The 18,396-nt window shown below is 72.5% G+C and carries 13 protein-coding genes; 5 read left to right on the top strand and 8 right to left on the bottom strand.

All coding sequences use genetic code 11. The features are described 5' to 3' along the window. Window positions 1-67: 67 nt before the first annotated feature. From BCF44_RS07190 to pip, 7 genes are all read right to left on the bottom strand, one after another. The gene (locus BCF44_RS07190; RefSeq protein ID WP_116173332.1) at window positions 68-1,003 is read right to left on the bottom strand and encodes a DUF58 domain-containing protein; all 936 of its coding nucleotides are present in this window, start codon (window positions 1,001-1,003) and stop codon (window positions 68-70) included. A 381-nt stretch (window positions 1,004-1,384) separates the two neighbouring features. Continuing rightward, a complete protein-coding gene (locus BCF44_RS07185) occupies window positions 1,385-2,497 on the bottom strand; it encodes an AAA family ATPase (RefSeq protein WP_246014874.1) in 1,113 nt (370 codons plus the stop codon). Between the two features lie 47 nt (window positions 2,498-2,544). Then, a complete protein-coding gene (gene mobA, locus BCF44_RS07180) occupies window positions 2,545-3,099 on the bottom strand; it encodes a molybdenum cofactor guanylyltransferase (protein ID WP_211352921.1) in 555 nt (184 codons plus the stop codon). Continuing rightward, window positions 3,096-4,253 (bottom strand): hypothetical protein, encoded by a 1,158-nt coding sequence (locus tag BCF44_RS56550; protein ID WP_211352920.1) that lies wholly within the window; start codon window positions 4,251-4,253, stop codon window positions 3,096-3,098. Before BCF44_RS56550 ends, mobA begins: the two co-directional genes overlap by 4 nt. 66 nt (window positions 4,254-4,319) lie before the next feature. Further along, window positions 4,320-4,787 carry an SRPBCC family protein gene (locus tag BCF44_RS07175; protein WP_116173331.1) on the bottom strand — a complete coding sequence of 156 codons (468 nt, stop codon included), beginning with the start codon at window positions 4,785-4,787 and terminating at the stop codon, window positions 4,320-4,322. Beyond that, the gene (locus tag BCF44_RS07170) at window positions 4,784-5,119 is read right to left on the bottom strand and encodes an ArsR/SmtB family transcription factor (protein ID WP_116173330.1); all 336 of its coding nucleotides are present in this window, start codon (window positions 5,117-5,119) and stop codon (window positions 4,784-4,786) included. Before BCF44_RS07170 ends, BCF44_RS07175 begins: the two co-directional genes overlap by 4 nt. 34 nt (window positions 5,120-5,153) lie before the next feature. Then, complete coding sequence (gene pip, locus BCF44_RS07165) at window positions 5,154-6,101, bottom strand: prolyl aminopeptidase (RefSeq protein ID WP_116173329.1); 948 nt, start codon at window positions 6,099-6,101, stop codon at window positions 5,154-5,156. A gap of 104 nt (window positions 6,102-6,205) precedes the next feature. On the opposite strand from pip, the gene BCF44_RS07160 reads away from it, so the two are divergent. The 5 genes from BCF44_RS07160 (at window position 6,206) to pntB (ending at window position 17,455) form a co-directional block, all read left to right on the top strand. Then, window positions 6,206-9,646, top strand: a complete 3,441-nt coding sequence (locus BCF44_RS07160) for a BTAD domain-containing putative transcriptional regulator (RefSeq protein ID WP_116173328.1) — start codon at window positions 6,206-6,208, stop codon at window positions 9,644-9,646. A gap of 10 nt (window positions 9,647-9,656) precedes the next feature. Next, the gene (locus BCF44_RS07155; protein WP_116173327.1) at window positions 9,657-13,073 is read left to right on the top strand and encodes an ATP-binding protein; all 3,417 of its coding nucleotides are present in this window, start codon (window positions 9,657-9,659) and stop codon (window positions 13,071-13,073) included. Between the two features lie 9 nt (window positions 13,074-13,082). Next, the gene (locus tag BCF44_RS07150; RefSeq protein ID WP_116173326.1) at window positions 13,083-14,300 is read left to right on the top strand and encodes an MFS transporter; all 1,218 of its coding nucleotides are present in this window, start codon (window positions 13,083-13,085) and stop codon (window positions 14,298-14,300) included. A 218-nt stretch (window positions 14,301-14,518) separates the two neighbouring features. Beyond that, a complete protein-coding gene (locus BCF44_RS07145; protein WP_116173325.1) occupies window positions 14,519-16,051 on the top strand; it encodes a Re/Si-specific NAD(P)(+) transhydrogenase subunit alpha in 1,533 nt (510 codons plus the stop codon). 3 nt (window positions 16,052-16,054) lie between these two features. Further along, on the top strand, window positions 16,055-17,455 hold the full coding sequence (gene pntB, locus BCF44_RS07140; protein ID WP_116173324.1) for a Re/Si-specific NAD(P)(+) transhydrogenase subunit beta: 1,401 nt from the start codon (window positions 16,055-16,057) through the stop codon (window positions 17,453-17,455). On the opposite strand, the gene BCF44_RS07135 is transcribed toward pntB, so the two are convergent. After that, a complete protein-coding gene (locus BCF44_RS07135) occupies window positions 17,433-18,362 on the bottom strand; it encodes a LysR family transcriptional regulator (protein WP_116173323.1) in 930 nt (309 codons plus the stop codon). The two genes, pntB and BCF44_RS07135, sit on opposite strands and share 23 nt — an antisense overlap. Window positions 18,363-18,396: the final 34 nt, after the last annotated feature.

Genomic DNA, 18,396 nt, shown 5'->3' with positions numbered 1-18,396 from the left:
GCCTCGCTGACGCTCGGCGACGGCGTTCGCCGGCTCGCTGTGTCGATGGGTGAATCCGCAAGCTCCTTCACCCTGCGACTCCCCCGGACCAACGCCGTTTCCTGGCAACGACGAAGCGGACCATGTCGGCGATCCAGTCGGAGTCGGTGCGCAGCACCAGGTGCGCGCAGTTGGCCTGCCGCAGGCCGGCGGCGACCTGCGTCCGATGCTCGTCCGCGGCGGCGGAGAACTGGCGGCGCAGCAGCGGCGACGCGTTCACCTCACGCTGCCGGCCGGTCTCCGGGTCCACCAGCGTCACCAGGCCGACCTCGGGCAGGTCGATGTCACGCGGATCGATGATCTCCACGGCCACCAGGTCGTGCCGGGCCGACAGCCCGCGCAGCGGCCGCTCCCACGACAGGTCGCCCAGGAAGTCCGAGATCACCACGGCCAGCCCGCGACGGCGCGGCGGCCGGCGCAGCTGTTCCAGCAGCGACACCAGGTCACCGCGGACGCCTTCGGGCGCGCGCGGCATCGTGGCGACGCGGCGCACCAGGTTGCGGGCGTGCGCGAGACCGCCACGCGCGGGCAGCCGCACGGTGTCCTGACCGGTCGACAGCACGGCGCCGATGCGGTTGCCGCCACCGCCCGTCAGGTGCGTGAAGGCCGCCACGGCGGCGACGGCGAGGTCGCGCTTCTCGCACGCCGCCGTGCCGAAGTCCAGCGAGGCCGACAGATCGACCGCCATCCACGTCTCCAGCTCGCGGTCGGCGACCGTCTCCCGGATGTGCGGCTGCGTCGTACGAGCGGTGACCGCCCAGTCCATGCGGCGCACGTCGTCGCCCGGCTGGTACGGCCGCGCCTCGCCCGGCTCCGTGCCGGGCCCGGGCACCAGGCCCAGGTGGTTGCCCTGGAGCAGGCCGTCCAACCGGCGGCGCACGTCCAGCTCCAGGGTGCGCAGCGCCGCCTCCAGCTTCTCCTCACGCAGCACGGGAGGAGCCCAGCGGGGGCGTGGTTCCGTCACAGGCCCACCTCGCTGACGCTCGGCGGGACTGCGACCCAGGTCCCTGCGCCCAACGGTGACCTCGCAAGCTCGATCACAGACCCACCTCGCCAACGCTCAGCGGGACTGCGACCCAGGTCCCTGCGCCCAACGGCGACCTCGCAAGCTCGATCACAGACCCACCTCGCCAACGCTCAGCGGGACTGCGACCCAGGTCCCTGCGCCCAACGGCGACCTCGCAAGCTCGATCACAGACCCACCTCGCCAACGCTCAGCGGGACTGCGACCCAGGTCCCTGCGCCCAACGGCGACCTCGCAAGCTCGATCACAGACCCACCTCGCCAACGCTCAGCGGGACTGCGACCCAGGTCCCTGCGCCCAACGGTGACCTCGCAAGCTCGCTCACGGCCTACCGACCGGCGCGGGCGGCTGCATCGGCCCGAGGTGCGGCTGGAACGGCGGCTGCTGCTGGGGCTGCGGGCCGGTCATCGGCTGGCCGGCCTGCGGCCGCGCGGACACCTGCGGCAGCGGCACCGTCTGGAGCACGCGGGCGACGATGTGGTCCAACGGCACGCCGTCGGCCAGCGCGTCGTAGGACAGCACGAGGCGGTGCCGCAGCACGTCCGGCACCACGTCCACCACGTCCTGCGGCAGCACGTAGTCGCGGCCGCGGACCAGCGCCAGGGCGCGCGCGGCGGCGACGATGCCCAGGCTGGCGCGCGGCGAGGCGCCGTAGGCGACCCAGCCGGCGACGTCGGTCAAGCCGTGGTCGCCGGGCGAGCGGGTGGCCAGCACCAGCCGCACCACGTAGTCGACCAGCGCGTGGTGCACGAAGACCTTGGACGCCACGTCCTGGAGGCGCACCAGCTCGTCGGGACCGAGCACCTGCTGCGGCTCCGGCGGCGTGACGCCCATCCGGTAGACGATCTCGCGCTCCTCCTCGGCCGTCGGGTACTCCACGACGATCTTGAACAGGAACCGGTCGCGCTGGGCCTCGGGCAGCGGGTAGACGCCCTCGTTCTCGATGGGGTTCTGGGTGGCCAGCACCAGGAACGGGTCGGGCATCGGGAAGGTCTGGCCGCCGATCGACACGTGCCGCTCGGCCATCACCTCCAGCATCGCCGACTGCACCTTGGCCGGCGCGCGGTTGATCTCGTCGGCCAGCACGAAGTTGGCCACCACCGGGCCCAGCTCGACGTCGAAGGTCTCGCTGGTCTGGCGGTAGATGCGGGTGCCGAGGATGTCGGCGGGCACCAGGTCCGGGGTGAACTGGACGCGGCTGAAGCTGCCGCCGACGACGCGGGCGAAGGTCTCCACGGCCAGCGTCTTGGCCACGCCGGGCACGCCCTCCAGCAGCAGGTGCCCCTTGGCGAGCAGGCCCACGAGCATGCGCTCGACCAGCCGGTCCTGGCCGACGATCACCCGCTTGACCTCGAACACCGTGCGCTCCAGCAGCTGGGCGTCGCGGGCCGGGGTGTTCGGCGGCGTGCCCTCGGTGTTGGCGGGCTCGGCCACGTGCGGACCTCCTAGATGACGGCGTGCTCCGACGGTAGGTAACCGGATCACCGGTATGGGTGCTGTGAAGCTGCCCGGGCCAGGTCGACGGGCGTGTCCACGTCGGCGGTCTCCCCCGGCCGGGCGGCGACCGGGACGTAGTCCAACCGCCCCAGCGCCGAGCGCAGCGACGCGCCCGCCGGGTCCTCGGGCAGCACTCTACGCAGGGCGTCCGCCCGCCACACGCCGATCAACCACTGGGGGCGGCCGTCGTCCAGCACGGCCCCGTCGCGTTCGACGGCCGCACGCAGCCGAGCCACCGTGTCCGCCGTGACGCCGACGAGGTCGGCGGCGAGCACGGCTATCACCGGTGTCGTCACGAGATGCAGGCCGGCGGCCAGCGCGGCGACCGGACCGCCGCCGGGCGGCTGCTCCCGGGTCCAGACCACGGGCCTGGCCGTGGCACTCTCCGGCCCGACCACGACCACTTCCGACGCGGCGGCGACGGCCGTCAGGGCGCGGTCGAGCAGGGTGCTGCCGGCCACGACCAGCGCCGGCTTGTGCACCCCGCCCATCCGACTGCCGCGGCCGCCGGCCAGCAGCACCGCACCGAAGCCGGTCACCCCTGCGACTGCATCCGCCACACCGCCGGCCAGCCGCCGTGGTAGTTCTCCGGCTCGGAGATCGGCCCGACCGCGACCATGCCGCCGACCGTGCCGTCCTCGTCGATGAAGCGGACCTCGCTGTCCGTGTAGCCGTCCGGCAGGGACAGCTGCGCGACCTCGCGGGTGCCCGACCAGACCGCGGGCTGAGTGCCGTCGACGCCGACACTCATCCCGAAGGAGGTCACGGCGAGCAGCGTGGTCGCCTTGTCCGGCAGCTGGGGCGCGTCCGGCGACTTCCACAGCACTCCGGCCAACTGCGGCGAGCCGGACACCTCGGCGTAGCCGACCACGACGCCGTGGCGCAGTGCCACCGGGGTGGTGCTGGACGCGCCCGGAGGCAGGGCCAGCTTGGTGACGACGCCGTCCTTCAACAGGTACGGACCGTCGATGAGGTCCTCCATCAACACGGTGCCGTCGTCGTCGACCGCCTTCGGCGTCGAATGGGGCAGGGCTCCCTTGAGCTCCGTCGGCTGCTGGTTCGGCGCCGGCCAGTACAGCGGCACCGGGTTCATCGCGTCGCCAGACTTGCTGACGTAGCCGGCGAGGTCGCCGCGCGGCCCGATCACGGTCGCCCGCACGTCGTCGTACTGTCCGTACGAGCCGATCGGCACGAGGTTGTAGTCCGCGCCGTCGAACGTGAAGATCTTCAAGGCGCCGGCGGCGTCGGTGCTGTGCTCCTGGAGCAGGATCGTGTCGTCGTCGCTCTCGCCGTACACGGACGGCGTGTCGTAGCCGTCGGGCGCGTCGTGCATGACGGCCCCGTCCACGGTCCACGTCGTGAGCGTCATGTTGACGCCCTTACCGAACACCACGCCCGCGTAGCCGCCGTGCCCGTCGGCACCGCCCAGCATGGCGCGGGCGTCGTCGGGCACACCGTCCGGCCGGGGCAGCACCGACACCTGCCACTGTGGACCTGCGGCCACCGCCGCCCCGACCGCGGCGGGCACCGGTGCCGGAGCCTCCTGCACGGCAGCCGTTGCGGGCTTCGCCGCCGCCACGGGCTTCGTGGGCGCGGCGTTCGCGACCGGTGTCACCGAGGTCGTGGGCAGCGCGGGTGTCGCGGCCGCCACCAGCATGGCCGCAAACACGAGGCCGAACCGTTTCCACGCCATCGCTTCTCCCTCGTCCGCCGCTGCCCCAAGGTGCAACTCGGGCGGTTCGGGAGATTACCCTCCGTTTCACCCTTCGACGAGTTCCGCCAGCTTGTCGTAGGAGTCGTTCACGCCGTGCTCCATGCCGCTGGCCAGCATGGCGTCGCGGGCCTCCACCGACGGGAACACCGATCGGGTGCGCAGGCGGGTGCGTCCCCCGAGGTCGGTGTACGTCGCCGTCTCCAGGCTGACCTGGCCGGGGGCGCCCTCGAACTCGAAGGTCTGCACGACGCACTCGTTCGCGGCGACGGTGTGGAACACGCCGCGGAACCGGTACTCGTTGCCGTCGGCGTCGCGGTTGACGTACCGGTAGCTGCCACCGGGCCGGGCGTCGTACTCCTCGACGTCCATGGACAGCTCGCGCGGGCCGAGCCACTGGGCGATCAGCTCGGGGTCGGTGGCGGCGCGGAACACCTGCGCGGGCGTGGCCTCGAACTCCCGCTCGATCTCGATGAACGGGGTGCCGGGCTGGGCGGTGATGGTGGTCGCGTTCATGTCTCCTCCTTCTTGATGGCCTCCAGCACGGCGTCCAGGCGCCGGTGCCGCTGCTCGACGGCGAGCCGGTAGGTGTCGATCCACGCCGTCAGCTGCTCCAGCGCGCCCGCGTCGAGGTGACACGGGCGGCGCTGGCCGTCGCGGCTGCGGGTGATCAGACCGGCCGCCTCCAGCACCTGGATGTGCCGCGACACCGCCTGCTTGGTGATGTCGAACGGCTCGGCCAGCTCGTTCACCGTGGCGTCGCCCCGGGACAGGCGGGCGATCAGCGCCCGCCTGACGGGGTCGCCGAGCGCGGCGAAGGCCCGGTCCAGCTGCTCGTCGGAGGCCATTGTCAACCAATCTGTTTATCAACCGATGTGTTGACTATAGGCCCGGCGGGGAGAACTTGGCAACCGCCGCCCCGATCGCCTCGCCCATGGCCGGGCTGCCGGTGTGCCCGGAGTCCTCGACGATCGTCAGCTCGGCCCCGGGCCAGGCCCGGACCAGCTCCCAGGGGTAGATGAGCGGACAGCTCAGGTCGCGCCGGCCGTGGATCACCACGCCGGGGATGCCGGCCAGCCGGTGCGCGTCCCGCACCAGCTGCCGGTCCGCCAGCCAGGCCTGGTGGCGGGCGTAGTGCACGATGATCCGGACCATCGCGACCACGTCCAGCTGCTTGCCGTACTGCCCGGGGCGGCCGAGGGTCTCGTGCGCGATGATCGCGTCCTCCCACCGGCACCAGTCGGCCGCCGCCTGCTCGCGGACCGCCGGATCGGGGCTGGCCAGCAGCTTCTCGTAGCCGGCGAGCACGTCGTCGTCGGGCACGGCGGCCACGAACGCCTCCCAGGCGTCCGGGTAGAGCGGGCGCAGGCCGCCGCCGTAGATCCAGTCGTACTCGGCGGCCGAGCACAGGGTCGCGGAGATCAGCACGATTTCCGAGACCCGCTCCGGAAACCGCTGCGCGTAGGCCAGGATCAGCGTCGCCGCCCACGACCCGCCGTAGAGCAGCCACCTGTCGACGCCGAGGTGCTCGCGCAGCCGCTCCATGTCGGCGATGAGGTGCCCGGTCGTGTTGGACGCCAGGTCGACCGACGGGTCCGCGGCGCTCGGCACGCTCTCGCCGCAGCCGCGCTGGTCGAACAGCACGATGCGGAACAGGGCGGGATCGAAGGCCTTGCGGGCTCCCCGCATGCCGCCCGCGCCCGGCCCGCCGTGCAGGCACAGCGCCACCTTGCCGTCGGGATTTCCGTTGGCCTCCCAGTAGATCCTGTTGCCATCGCCCACATCCAGCAGGCCCGTCTCGTACGGCTCGATCGACGGAAACACAGTCATGCGCCGCACGCTAGTGATCACGCATCTCGCCGGCAGCGCATTTCTGCCCACCGTGGCTACACTCCGCACATGGACGATCGCTCCGCCGTGGATCGGCCGAACGCGTGACCGCACCGCTGCGCGTGCAGCTGCTGGGCCCGGTTCGGGCCTGGCGCGGCGACCAGGAGTTGAACCTGGGCTCGGCCGCCCGACGGGCGGTGTTCGCGATCCTGGCCCTGGCCGCCGGGCGGGCCGTGACCCGTGAGGAGCTGGTCGACGGCATCTGGGGCGAGGAGCCCCCGACCCGGGCGGTCGGCATCCTCCACACGTACGTCTCCGACCTGCGGCGATCGCTCCAGGAGCAGGTGCGCGCCGGCAGGCAGTCGGCGGCGCACGTGCTGGACTCGGTCGGCTCCAGCTACGCGCTGCGGATCGATCCGTCACAACTCGACGTCACCCGGTTCGACGAGTTGCGGGCCGGCGACCTGCGCTCGGTCTCGCAGGCGCTGGCCCTGTGGCAAGGCGAAGCGCTCTCGGGTCTGGCCGGCCCGTTCGCGGAGCTGCACCGGGCCCGGCTGGCGGAGCTCCGGCTGGCGACGCTGGAACGTCGCAGCGAGCTGCTGCTGGCGCTGGGCAACCACGACACGGCCATCGCCGAGCTCACGGTGCTGGCGCGCGAGCACCCGCGGCGGGAGGGCCTGCGCGGGCTGCTGATGACGGCGCTGTACCGAGCCGGCCGCCGTGACGAGGCGTTGGCGGAGTTCGAGGACGCCCGCGAGGTGCTGGTCGCCGAGCTCGGCCTCGACCCGGGGCCGGCGCTCCAGGACATCCACGATCGGATCGCGGCCGAGCAGCCGGTGCCCATTGCCGGCACGCCGGGAATGGACACCTCCGCCCGTCGGCCCGAGGCCCCGGCGGACTTCGTCGGACGGGCGCGCGAGGTGGCGTGGCTGCGGGCGATGGTGGTGGCGCTGGCCGACGGTGCCGGCGGCTGCGTGCTCGTCGACGGCGAGCCCGGCATCGGCAAGTCGGCGCTGCTGGCTGTCGGCCTCGCCGACGCCCCGGTCGCCGGCTGCCGGGTGGTGTGGGCGCTGGGCGAGGATCTGAGCCCGATCGGCCGGCTGCTGTCGTTCGTGGAGCAGGCGTGTGTGGAGGCCCCGCTGGTGCTGGTCGTCGACGACGTGCAGTGGCTGGACGAGACCGGTCTGCTGGCGTGGCACCGGCTGTCCCGGCTGACGCAGCAACTCCCGCTGCTGCTGGTCGGCGCCCGCCGCGCGACGCCCAATGCCCACGGCGTCGATCTCGGCCGCACTCTGCCACTCGGCCCGCTGCACGAGGACGAGGCGCACGAGCTCGCCGCCCGCCGCGTGCAGGCGGCGCTCGGCACCGAGCTGCGGGAGCTGGTCGACCTCGCCGCCGGCAATCCCGCGCGCATCCGTGAACTGGTCGACGGCCTGGCCCGGGACGCCCTGCTCCGCACCGTGGACGGCGTCGCCGAGGTGGAGAACGGTGTCGCCGGACACCGGTCGCGGCTTGCCGCCCGACGGCTGGAGTTCCTGTCCCCCAACGCCTTGGACCGGCTGCGGTGGGCGGCGCTGCTCGGCGTCGAGTTCGACCTGGCCGACCTGGCGGCGATCGTCGGCGCCTCCCCCGCCGACCTGGTCGGGGCGATCGAGGAGGCGACCGACGCCGGCCTGCTCGTGGACGCCGGGCACCGCCTGGCGTTCCGTGATCCGGCGGTGCGGCAGGCGTTGTACGAGGAGCGGCCGACCGCCGTGCTGACACTGCTGCACCGGGAGTCGGCCAAGGCGCTGTCCCACGCCGGCGCGCCGGCGGAACGCGTGGCCGCGCAGCTGTCGGTGGCCGGGGCATTCGATCCCTGGTCCGTGCAGTGGCTGCTGGCCAACGTGGAGGGCGTCGCCGGCCGCGACCTCGAGCTGGTGCTGGGCCTGCTGAACCGGGCGCTGGAAAGCACTTCGCCATCGGCGGAGGAGCGGGACGCGCTGCTGGTGAGCCAGGTGCGCTGGCAGTTCCGGGTGGGCCGGCAGCCCGAGGCAGCCGCCCGCGCGCTGCTCGACGTGACGCGGGATCCCGCGCACGCGGCGGAGATGCGGTGGATCCTGGCCTGTCTGACGTACCGGCGGGGCGATGTGGCGCAGGCGATCGAGGATCTCCGTGCGGCGGCGGTGAATCCGTCCGCCCCGGACTTCTGGGTGGCGCGGTACGACACGCTGCGCGCCCAGTTCGAACGGACCGGCCTGGACGACCTGGACACCGCCGAGGCGACCGCCACCGAGGCGCTGCGACACGCCACCGACACCAACGACGCCCCGGCCATCGCCGGCGCCCTGCACGAGCTCTGGTACGTGGAATCCGTGCGCCGCAACCACTCCGCCGCTCTGACCCACGTGAACAACGCACTCGCGGCAGCCACCGGGAACCCGCTGCTGATCGACCTCCAGCTCAACCTGCTCGGGGCTCGGCTGTTCAGCCTCCAGAACCTGGATCGCCTCACCGACGCCACCGACACGGTCGCCCGCACGCACGCGATGGTCCGCCGCACCGGCCGGCCGTCGGGGCGGGCGCACATCGGCGCGGCGGTGCACTACTACTGGCTGGGCCGCTGGGACGAGGCGCTGGCCGAACTGGACTCGATCGTCGGCGACGAGCCGGAGATCACCATCTTCGACCTGCGGTCCCGGGTGCCGCTGTTGCAGTACGGCTGCGCGGCGCTGATCACCGGCCACCGCGGCGACACCGAGCAGCTGCGGGCGCACCTGCGGACGGCGTCCGCGTACCCGGTGATCGCGCCCGGCGACCAGGAGAACAGCGACTTCTCGCTGGCGGCCAGGGCGATGGCGGCGGAGCAGGACGGCGACCTGGCCGGCGCGCTGGCGGCGTACGAACCGATCCTGGACACGTCCTACGGTCGGATGACCTTGCGGCACCAGTGGTTGCCGGACATCACCCGCGTGGCGCTGGACGCCGGTGTGAGAGACGTCGCTTACGAGGCACTGCGCCTGGCCGAAGCCGAGGAATCGTCGGAGAGCGGGCCAGCGCGGGCACACGCCGCCGCGCAGAGGTGCTCCGCGTTGATCGACGGGGATCCCGAGCCACTGCTGGCCGTGGCGCAGCACTACCGGGATGTCGGCCGCCGCATCGAGTTCGCCACCGTGAACGAGGACGCGGCCGTGCTGCTGGCCCGGCGCGGCGAGGTCGACCGGGCGCGGCAGACGTTCCAGGAAGCCATGCTCGTCTATGCGGAACTCGGCGCCTCCTGGGACATCCGGCGCGCCGAGTCCCGGCTGCGCGAGTTCGGCATCCGGCGCGCGGCCGTGTCCACCGGACAACCGACCGTGGCCGGCTGGCATTCGCTGGTCGGCGACGAGGTGCGGGTCGCGGAACTGGTCGCCACCGGCCGGAGCAATCCGGAGATCGCCGCGGAACTGGCGCTGTCCCGGCGGGTCGTGCAGGCGCACGTGTCGCGCATCATGCAGAAGCTGGGTGTCGCCTCGCGGCCCGACCTCGTGGGTAAGGTGACAGGGCATTCACGCGGCACCGCCTGACTGGGGAACTGTGGATCTGCGAGCCGAACTCCTGGGCCCGGTGTTGGTCCGGCGCGGCGACACCGAGTTGCGGCTCGGCGCGCCGCGGCAGCGCGCGCTGTTCGCCGTGCTGGCGTCCCGCCGGGAGCGGGTGGTGTCACGCGAGGACCTGATCAACGCGATCTGGGGCCACGAGGCGCCGGCGTCCGCCGAAGGCAGCGTCTACACCTACGTCTCGGGCCTGCGCAGCGCGTTGGAGCCCGGTCGTGGCAGCCGCGCCGCGACCGTGCTGCTGTCCGAGGGGCCGGGCTACCGCCTGCGGCTGCCCGACGTCGACCTGCACGAGTTCGACGCCCTTCACAAGCGCGCGTCGCAGGCCACGGACGACGCCGAGGCGATCGCCGCAGCCGATCGGGCGCTGGCGCTGTGGCACGGCGAGCCGCTGTCCGGTTTGCCCGGACCGTTCGCGGCGAGCCTGCGCGAACGGCTCACCACCGACCGTCTGGACCTGCTGGAGATCCGCGCCGCCGCCGGGCTGCGCGCCGGTCAGCACGTGGAGCTGGCGGCCGAGCTGACCGCGCTCGTACGGGAGAATCCCCTGCACGAAGGCCTGCGCGGGCTGCTGATGACCGCCCTGTACCGGATGGGGCGGCAGGCCGACGCCATCGAGCAGTTCCGTGCGGCGGCCAGGGTGCTGGCCGACGAGCTCGGCACCCAGCCCGGCGCTCTGTTGGCGGAGGTCCACCAGCAGATCCTCACCAACGACCCGGCGCTGGCCGCGGTCTCCACGCCGGCGCCGACCCGCCGCCCCTCCTGGACGTCCCGTCCGCGGCCACGGGCGCGTACCTTCGTCGCCCGTACGCACGAGCTTTCCGTGCTGCGGGAGGCGGTCCGGTCCGTGGCTGCCGGCAACGGCGGCGTGCTGCTGGTCGAAGGCGAGCCAGGGATCGGCAAGTCGGAGCTGCTCGCCACCGGCATGGCCGAGGCCACCGTGCAGCTGGTGTGGGGCGCCGGTGACGAGTTGGCCAGCCGGTTCCCACTGCGGCTGATGCTGGACTGCCTCGGCGTGGACGTCGATTCCCCCGATCCGGCGCGGGCGCGGGTCGCGGAGATGATGCGGCAGGGGCAGACCGTGCTCGGCGGCGGCGATCCCACCCTCGGCGTCGTCAACGAGCTGGTGGCGCTGGTGCGGGACATGTGCTCGCAGGGTCCGCTGGCGCTGGTGCTGGACGACATCCAGTGGGCCGACGAGGCCAGCCTGCTGGTGTTCAGCCGGCTGGCGCAGGCCACCGCGGAGCTGCCGTTGCTGCTGGTCGGGGCGTTGCGGCCGGTGCCGCGGACGGCGGTGCTCGACGGCGTGCGCGAGGTCGTGCGGCGCCGGGGCGGCGCGCTGTTGCAGCTCGCTCCGCTCGGCGGGCGCGAGGTCGCGGAGATGCTGCACGGGATCGTCGGCGCGACGCCGGGCGCGGGGCTGCTGGGTCTCGCCGACCGCGCCGCCGGAAACCCCTTGTACGTAGGCGAACTGGCGGAAGCTTTACTCCGCGACCAGCACGTCGAGGTGTCGGCCGGCCGCGCGGAGGTGTCCGCCGGCGACGTCGCGGTGCCGACCTCGCTCTCCTCGGCTTTGACGCACCGGCTGGGCTTTCTCTCGCCGGCGACGGCGGAGGTGGTGCGGCGCGCGGCCTTGCTCGGCACGGAATTCACCGTCTCCGACCTGTCCGCGGTGCTGGACCGGCCGGTTTCCGGGCTGCGGCCGGCACTGGAGGAAGCCGCCGCGGCGAAGGTGTTGCTGGCCAGCGGGAATCGGCACCTGTTCCGGCACGCCCTGATCCGGCAGGCGCTGTACGACGCAGCCTCGCCGACCGTGCGGACCGTGCTGCATCGGCAGGCCGCCGAGCGCCTGGACCGGGCCGGGGCGTCGATGGAAACCGTTGCGCGGCAACTGGTCGCCGCGCCGGTGGCGGTCGATTCGTGGGTGATCGACTGGATGCTGCGGCACGGCGAGCAGGTCGCCCACCGGGCCCCGGACATCGGCCTGGACCTGCTGCGGCGAGTGGTCGTCGGCTGCGAGCAGGACGATCCCAGGCACGTGGAGCTGACGGCCGTGCTGGCGCGGGTGCTGTACTGGCGGGACGAGCTGCCCGAGGACGAGGTGCGGTCGGTGCTCGCGGTGACCCGCGACCCCCGTCTCGCCGGCGAGATGCAGTGGATCCGGGCGGTGGTGCACTATCGCCGCGGCCAGGAGGCCCGAGCCGTTGCAACGCTTCGGGAAGCGGTGTCCGCGCCGGAGGTTTCGCCGATCTGGCAGGCCCGCTGCCGGGCGCTGCTGGCCGTACGGGAGGGCATGGGCCTCAACGAGATCGAGCGGGCCGAGGTCACCGCGGCCGCCGCGATCGAGAGCGGTGAGCGGGCCGGCGACGGCTTCGCCGTCGCGTATGCGTTGCAGGCGCTGTGGTTGTTCCAGTCCATCGCCCGCGATCACGTCGCCGCGCTGCGGTACGTGGACGAGGCGCTGGCCGTGGTCGCCGACGACCCGAGCCTGGCGCACCTGCACCTGAGCCTGTTGGACAACAAGGTGTTCAGCCTCCAGAACCTGGACCGCCTGCCCGAGGCCGACGACACCCTCGCCGCCGCCCGGGCCTTGGTGCAGCGCCGCCAACTTCCCGGCGGGCTGCCGATGTCGACCGCCGTGAACCACTACTGGGCCGGACGCTGGGGTGATGCCCTCGGCGAGCTGGCGGTGATCACGCAGTCGGGGCCGGAGCTGGCCTTCCTGGGACTGCGGGAAAGCAGCCCCCTGCTGCTGCTTTCGCACGGTGTCGCCGCCCTGATCGCGGCGCTGCGCGACGACGGCGAGCGGGTGGCCGCCCACCTCGCGGCCGCCGACGAGCTGCCCATGCTCACCACCGCCGACCGCGAGAACTGCGACTTCCTCCTGATGGCCGAGGCGCAGGCTGCCGAGCGCGACGGCCGCACCGAGGCCGCGTTGATCGCGCTGGAACCCGTGCTGGATCCCCGTTACGCGCCGATGATGCTGCGCCACCAGTGGCTGCCCGACGTCGTGCGGCTGGCCTTGCAGGCCGGGAATTCCGCGCTGGTGGCGCGGGCGCTGGAGATCTGCGACGGCGAGGCCGCCCGCGAGGTCGAGCCGGCCCGGGCGGCGGCCGCGTTGCTGCGTTGCCGGGGTCTGGCCGAGGGCGACACCGATCAGCTGACGAAGGCCGTCGCGCACTACCGGCGGGTCGGTCGGCCGGTGGAATTGGCGCAGGCGCTGGAGGATCTCGCCGTGCTGCTGGCGCGGTCCGGACGCCGCCCCGAAGGTGAGGCGGCCTTGGCCGAGGCCATCCGCGGCTACGAGGCCGTCGGCGCGATCTGGCCGGTGCGCCGCGCGAATGCCCGGTTCACCGGGCAGAACGTGGTCGCCGAGGACCGCCGCGAGGTTGGCTAGACTCCCCCGATGGGGGCAACTACGCGTGATCGGACCGATTCCCGCAAACTCTTCGCCGCGGCCGGGATTTCCCAGCTCGGCGACGGCGTCCGCACGGCAGCCCTGCCGCTGCTGGCCGTCGCACTGTCGCCGACGCCGGCCGCCGCCGGCGTCGTCGGCTTCGCCGGCACGGTCCCGATCCTGCTGTTCACCCTGCTCGGCGGGGCCCTCGCGGATCGGCACGACCGTCGCACGATCATGTGGCGTTCGGACCTGTTGCGCGGTGTCGTCGTCGGCGCGTTCGCCGTTTGGGTCCTCACGACCGCCCCGCCGCTGTGGGCGCTGGCCGCCATGACCTTCGTGCTCGGCAGCGTCGGCGCGATCTTCGACAACGCATCGAGCAGCTTCATCGCCGACCTGTTCGGCCCCGACCCGGCCGACCTGGCCGCCGCGAACGGCCGGTTCCAGGTCATTCAGCTCATCAGCTTCCAGTTCCTCGGGCCGCCGCTGGGGGCCGCGCTGTTCGCCGTCTCGACCGGCGCGCCGCTGGTGCTGGACGCGGTCTCGTTCGTCATCGCCGCGTTGCTGGTGCTGGCCATCCGCACCCGGCACGATCCGGCCCGCCCCGACCGGACCGCCACCCTGCGCGCCGACATCGCCGAGGGCGTGCGGTGGTTGTGGCGGCAACACGGCCTGCGCCTGCTGGCGCTGGAACTGGGGCTGGCCAACCTGTGCCTCCAAATGGGTACAACCATGCTGGCGCTGCTCATCGTGCACGTGCTGGCCGCGCCCGCCGCCGTGTACGGCGTCGTGCTGGCTGCCGGCGCGGTCGGCGGCTTGCTCGGCAGCCTCGCCGCCGGCGCGGTCCGCAAACGTCTGCGACCCGGGACCGGTCTCGGCCTGTCCATCGGTTTGATCGCCTGCGGCCTGCTGCTGGCCGGCGTAGCGTGGTCCATACCAGTTCTGGCGGTCGCCTACGCCCTCGGCGCGTTCGGCATCATGCTGTGGAACGTGCAGGCGGTGGTCATCCGCCAACGGCTGGTGCCGCGTGCGCTGATGGGCCGAGTCACCAGCGCCTACCGGCTGATCGGGTGGGGCGCGGGCCCCGTTGGGGCGGCGCTGGGCGGCGTGCTCGGCACCGTGCTCGATGTGCGAGCGCCCGTCATCATCGGCGGCGTGGTGCTGGCGGCGTCGTTGACGCTGGTCCCACGCCTGGCGGCGCTGGAAACAACTGGCACGGTCCAGTGATGATCCCCACGGTGAACCTGGTCAAGGCTAGGCGAAACGCCAGATCGTGTGCACTGTAGACACCTGGATCCCGTGCTCGGCGAATCACCGGGCGGGGTCGGGCCGAGATCGGGGAAGATCCCCCGAGGCGTTCACGTGTGAACCGAAATCGGTCGCGGAACGGTCATCGTGAAGGAAGATGGAACACGGGGGCCAGCGACGGACGGACAGGAGCCGTGATGGGTCGGACACTGGGCGTGGTCACCGAGTCGGCCGCCGGCGAGACGCGGGTGGCGGCCACCCCGGCGACCGTGCGCCAACTCTCCGCTCTCGGCTACGAGGTGCTGGTCGAGTCCGGCGCCGGCGCCGCCGCCAGCTTCCCCGACGAGGCGTACGCGCAGGCCGGGGCCCGGATCGCGGACCGCGGCGAGGTGTGGGCGACCGACGTCGTGATCAAGGTCGATCCGCCCACCGAGTCGGAGATCGGCGCCCTGCACGAGGGCGCCACCCTCATCGGCATGATCGGCCCCGCGCTGCGGCCGGAACTGGTCGAGGCGCTGTCGGAACGGCCGATCACCGCGCTGGCGATGGACGCGGTGCCGCGCATCTCCCGGGCGCAGTCGCTGGACGTGCTCAGCTCGATGGCCAACATCGCCGGTTACCGGGCCGTCATCGAGGCGGCCAACGTGTTCGGCCGGTTCTTCACCGGCCAGGTCACCGCCGCCGGCAAGGTCCCGCCGGCCAAGGTGCTGGTGGCCGGCGCGGGCGTGGCCGGGCTGGCCGCGATCGCCACCGCCAGCAGCCTCGGCGCGGTGGTGCGGGCGACCGACCCGCGCGCGGAGGTCGCCGAGCAGGTGAAGTCGCTGGGCGGCGAGTTCCTGGCCGTGAACGTGGAACAGGAAGCCAGCACCGACGGATACGCCAAGGCCACCTCCGAGGCGTACGACAAGCGGGCGGCCGAGATCTACGCCGAACAGGCCCGCGAGGTCGACATCATCGTGACCACCGCGCTGATCCCGGGCCGGCCGGCGCCGCGCCTGGTGACCGCCGCGCAGGTGGCGACCATGAAGCCCGGCAGCGTGATCGTCGACATGGCGGCCGCGCAGGGCGGCAACGTCGAGGGCACCGTCGCCGGCGAGGTGGTGGTCACCGCCAACGGCGTGACGATCATCGGCTACACCGACCTGGCCGGCCGGCTGCCGGCGCAGGCCTCGCAGCTGTACGGCACCAACGTGGTGAACCTCCTCAAGCTGCTGACGCCGGGCAAGGACGGCGAGATCGTGCTGGACTTCGACGACGTGGTGCTGCGGGCGATGACCGTGGTCCGCGACGGCGAGACGACCTGGCCACCACCCAAGATCAGCGTCAGCGCCGCGCCACCGCAACAGCAGCAGGAAACCCCGGCGCCGCAACAACAACCGACGCAGCCCCGTCGCGCCCGGCACGCGCTGGTGGCGGCCGCCGCGGTGGCGCTGTTCCTGCTGGTCGGCTTCTCCCCCAACGAGTTGATCGGTCACCTGACCGTGTTCGCGCTGTCGGTGGTGATCGGCTTCTACGTGATCGGCAACGTGCACCACGCCCTGCACACGCCGCTGATGTCGGTCACCAACGCCATCTCCGGCATCGTGGTCGTGGGGGCGCTGCTGCAACTGGGCCGCGGCAGCATGGTCGTCACCGTACTGGCCGCCGCAGCGGTGTTGTTGGCCAGCATCAACGTCTTCGGCGGATTCGCCGTCACCCGGCGCATGCTCCGCATGTTCTCGAGGAGCTGACCCATGACCGTGGCAACGGCGGCCCAGGCCGCATACCTCGTCGCAGCGCTGCTGTTCGTGCTGAGCCTGGCCGGACTGTCCAAGCACGAGACGTCCCGCAACGGCGTCGTGTTCGGCATCGCCGGCATGACGCTGGCCCTGGTGGCGACCATCGTGTTGGCGCTCCGGGGAATGGCCGTGCTCGGCGTCGTGCTGTTGATCGTCGCGATGGTGGCCGGCGGCGGCATCGGACTGTGGCGGGCCCGGGTCGTCGAGATGACCGGCATGCCCGAGCTGATCGCGCTGCTGCACAGCTTCGTCGGTCTGACCGCGGTTCTGGTCGGCTGGAACGGCTATCTCGACGGCGACGCCGGCGACCTGCCCGGCATCCACCATGCCGAGGTGTGCATCGGCGTGTTCATCGGCGCGGTCACGTTCACCGGCTCGATCGTGGCCTTCCTGAAGCTGTCGGCCCGGATCAAGTCCGCGCCGATGACGCTGCCGGGCCGGCACTTCCTCAACCTCGGCGCGCTGGTCGCCTTCGCCGTGCTGACGATCTTCTTCGTCGTCACGCCGAATCTCGGCCTGCTGGTCGCGGTGACGGCGATCGCGCTGGCCCTGGGCTGGCACCTGGTGGCCTCCATCGGCGGCGGCGACATGCCGGTGGTGGTGTCCATGCTGAACAGCTACTCCGGCTGGGCCGCGGCGGCCTCGGGGTTCCTGCTGGACAACGACTTGCTCATCGTCACCGGCGCGCTGGTCGGCTCCTCGGGCGCCTACCTGTCGTACATCATGTGCAAGGCGATGAACCGCTCGTTCATCTCGGTGATCGCCGGCGGCTTCGGCGTCGAGGCCGGCACGTTCGCCGCGATCGAGCAGGGCGAGCACCGGGAGATCACCCCGGAGGACACCGCCGACCTGCTGCGCGACGCCGAGTCGGTGATCATCACCCCCGGCTACGGCATGGCCGTCGCGCAGGCCCAGTACCCGGTCGCCGAGCTGACCCGCAAGCTCCGGGAACGCGGCGTGAACGTCCGGTTCGGCATCCACCCGGTGGCCGGCCGGCTGCCCGGGCACATGAACGTGCTGCTGGCCGAGGCCAAGGTGCCGTACGACATCGTGCTGGAGATGGACGAGATCAACGACGACTTCGCCCAGACCTCGGTGGTGCTGGTGATCGGCGCCAACGACACGGTCAACCCGGCCGCCGACGATCCCGGCAGCCCGATCGCCGGCATGCCCGTGCTGCACGTGTGGGAGGCGCAGAACGTCATCGTGTTCAAGCGCTCCATGGCCGTCGGCTACGCCGGCGTGCAGAATCCCCTGTTCTTCAAGGACAACAGCCGCATGCTGTTCGGCGACGCCAAGGAGCGCGTCGAGGACATCGTGCGGGCGCTGTCGGTCACTCCGGCGCCGGTTCCCTGACCCAGCTGGCGGTCCAGGTGGCGCTTCGCCGCGTGGACCGCCAGTTCTTCGCCAGGTGCCGGCGGAGTGCCACCAGCCCCGGATGCGGGTTGTCGGCCCGCCAGATCAGCGAGTGCGGGTAGACCGGCGTCGGCGCGGTGACCGGGATCAGCCGCAGGCCCTCGGTTCGGGCCGGCCGGACCCCGGTGCCCCAGAACGTCGCGAGCTCCGGTGTGTCGGCGATCAGGCCCAGCATGTGCTCGCTGCCGAAGTTCGGTCCGGTGGCGTCGATGGACAGGCCGAAGGCGGCGGCCAGCTCGTCGTAGAAGACGCCCCACTCCGCGCCGGGCACGATCCCGGGAATCCAGATCCGGTGCCCGGCAAGGTCTTTCGGCGTCAGCTCGACGGCGTCGGCCAGCTTGTGGCCGAGGCCGACCAACAGGTGCAGGGGTTCGTCGTGCACGCGCATCGTGCGGACGCCGTCCGGCGGCGGAGTCGGCTGGGCGCAGAACGCGGCGTCGATCGTGCCGGCCTGGAGGGCGGCCATGGCGGCGGCGCCATTGGGCAGCGTGACCACTTCGAGCTCGATTTCCGGGTGCTGGCCGTGGAATTCCAGCAGCATCGCCGCGCAGACCGATCGGCGGCCGAGCACGTCGACCCGCAACGGCCGCCGCCCGGGGCGCACGGATTCCCTTGCGCGGTCGGCCGTTTCGAGCAGGGCGCGGGCGTGTGGCAGGAACGCCTCGCCGTCCGTGGTCGGCCGGATGCCCCGTGCCGTGCGGGTGAACAGCCGGACGCCGAGGTCCTTCTCCAGGGCGGCGACGCGTTTGGAGACCGCCTGCTGGCTGATGCCGAGCTCGTCGGCAGCGTCCTGGAACCGGCCCTCGTCGGCGGCAACCACGAAGGTCCGCACCGCGTTGAGGTCCACCGGCCGAGGCTACAACCGTCGGTTGTGGCTCGCC

Source organism: Kutzneria buriramensis (assembly GCF_003387475.1).
Taxonomy (GTDB): Bacteria; Actinomycetota; Actinomycetes; order Mycobacteriales; family Pseudonocardiaceae; genus Kutzneria; species Kutzneria buriramensis.
This window is presented reverse-complemented; position numbering and strand designations above follow the sequence as displayed.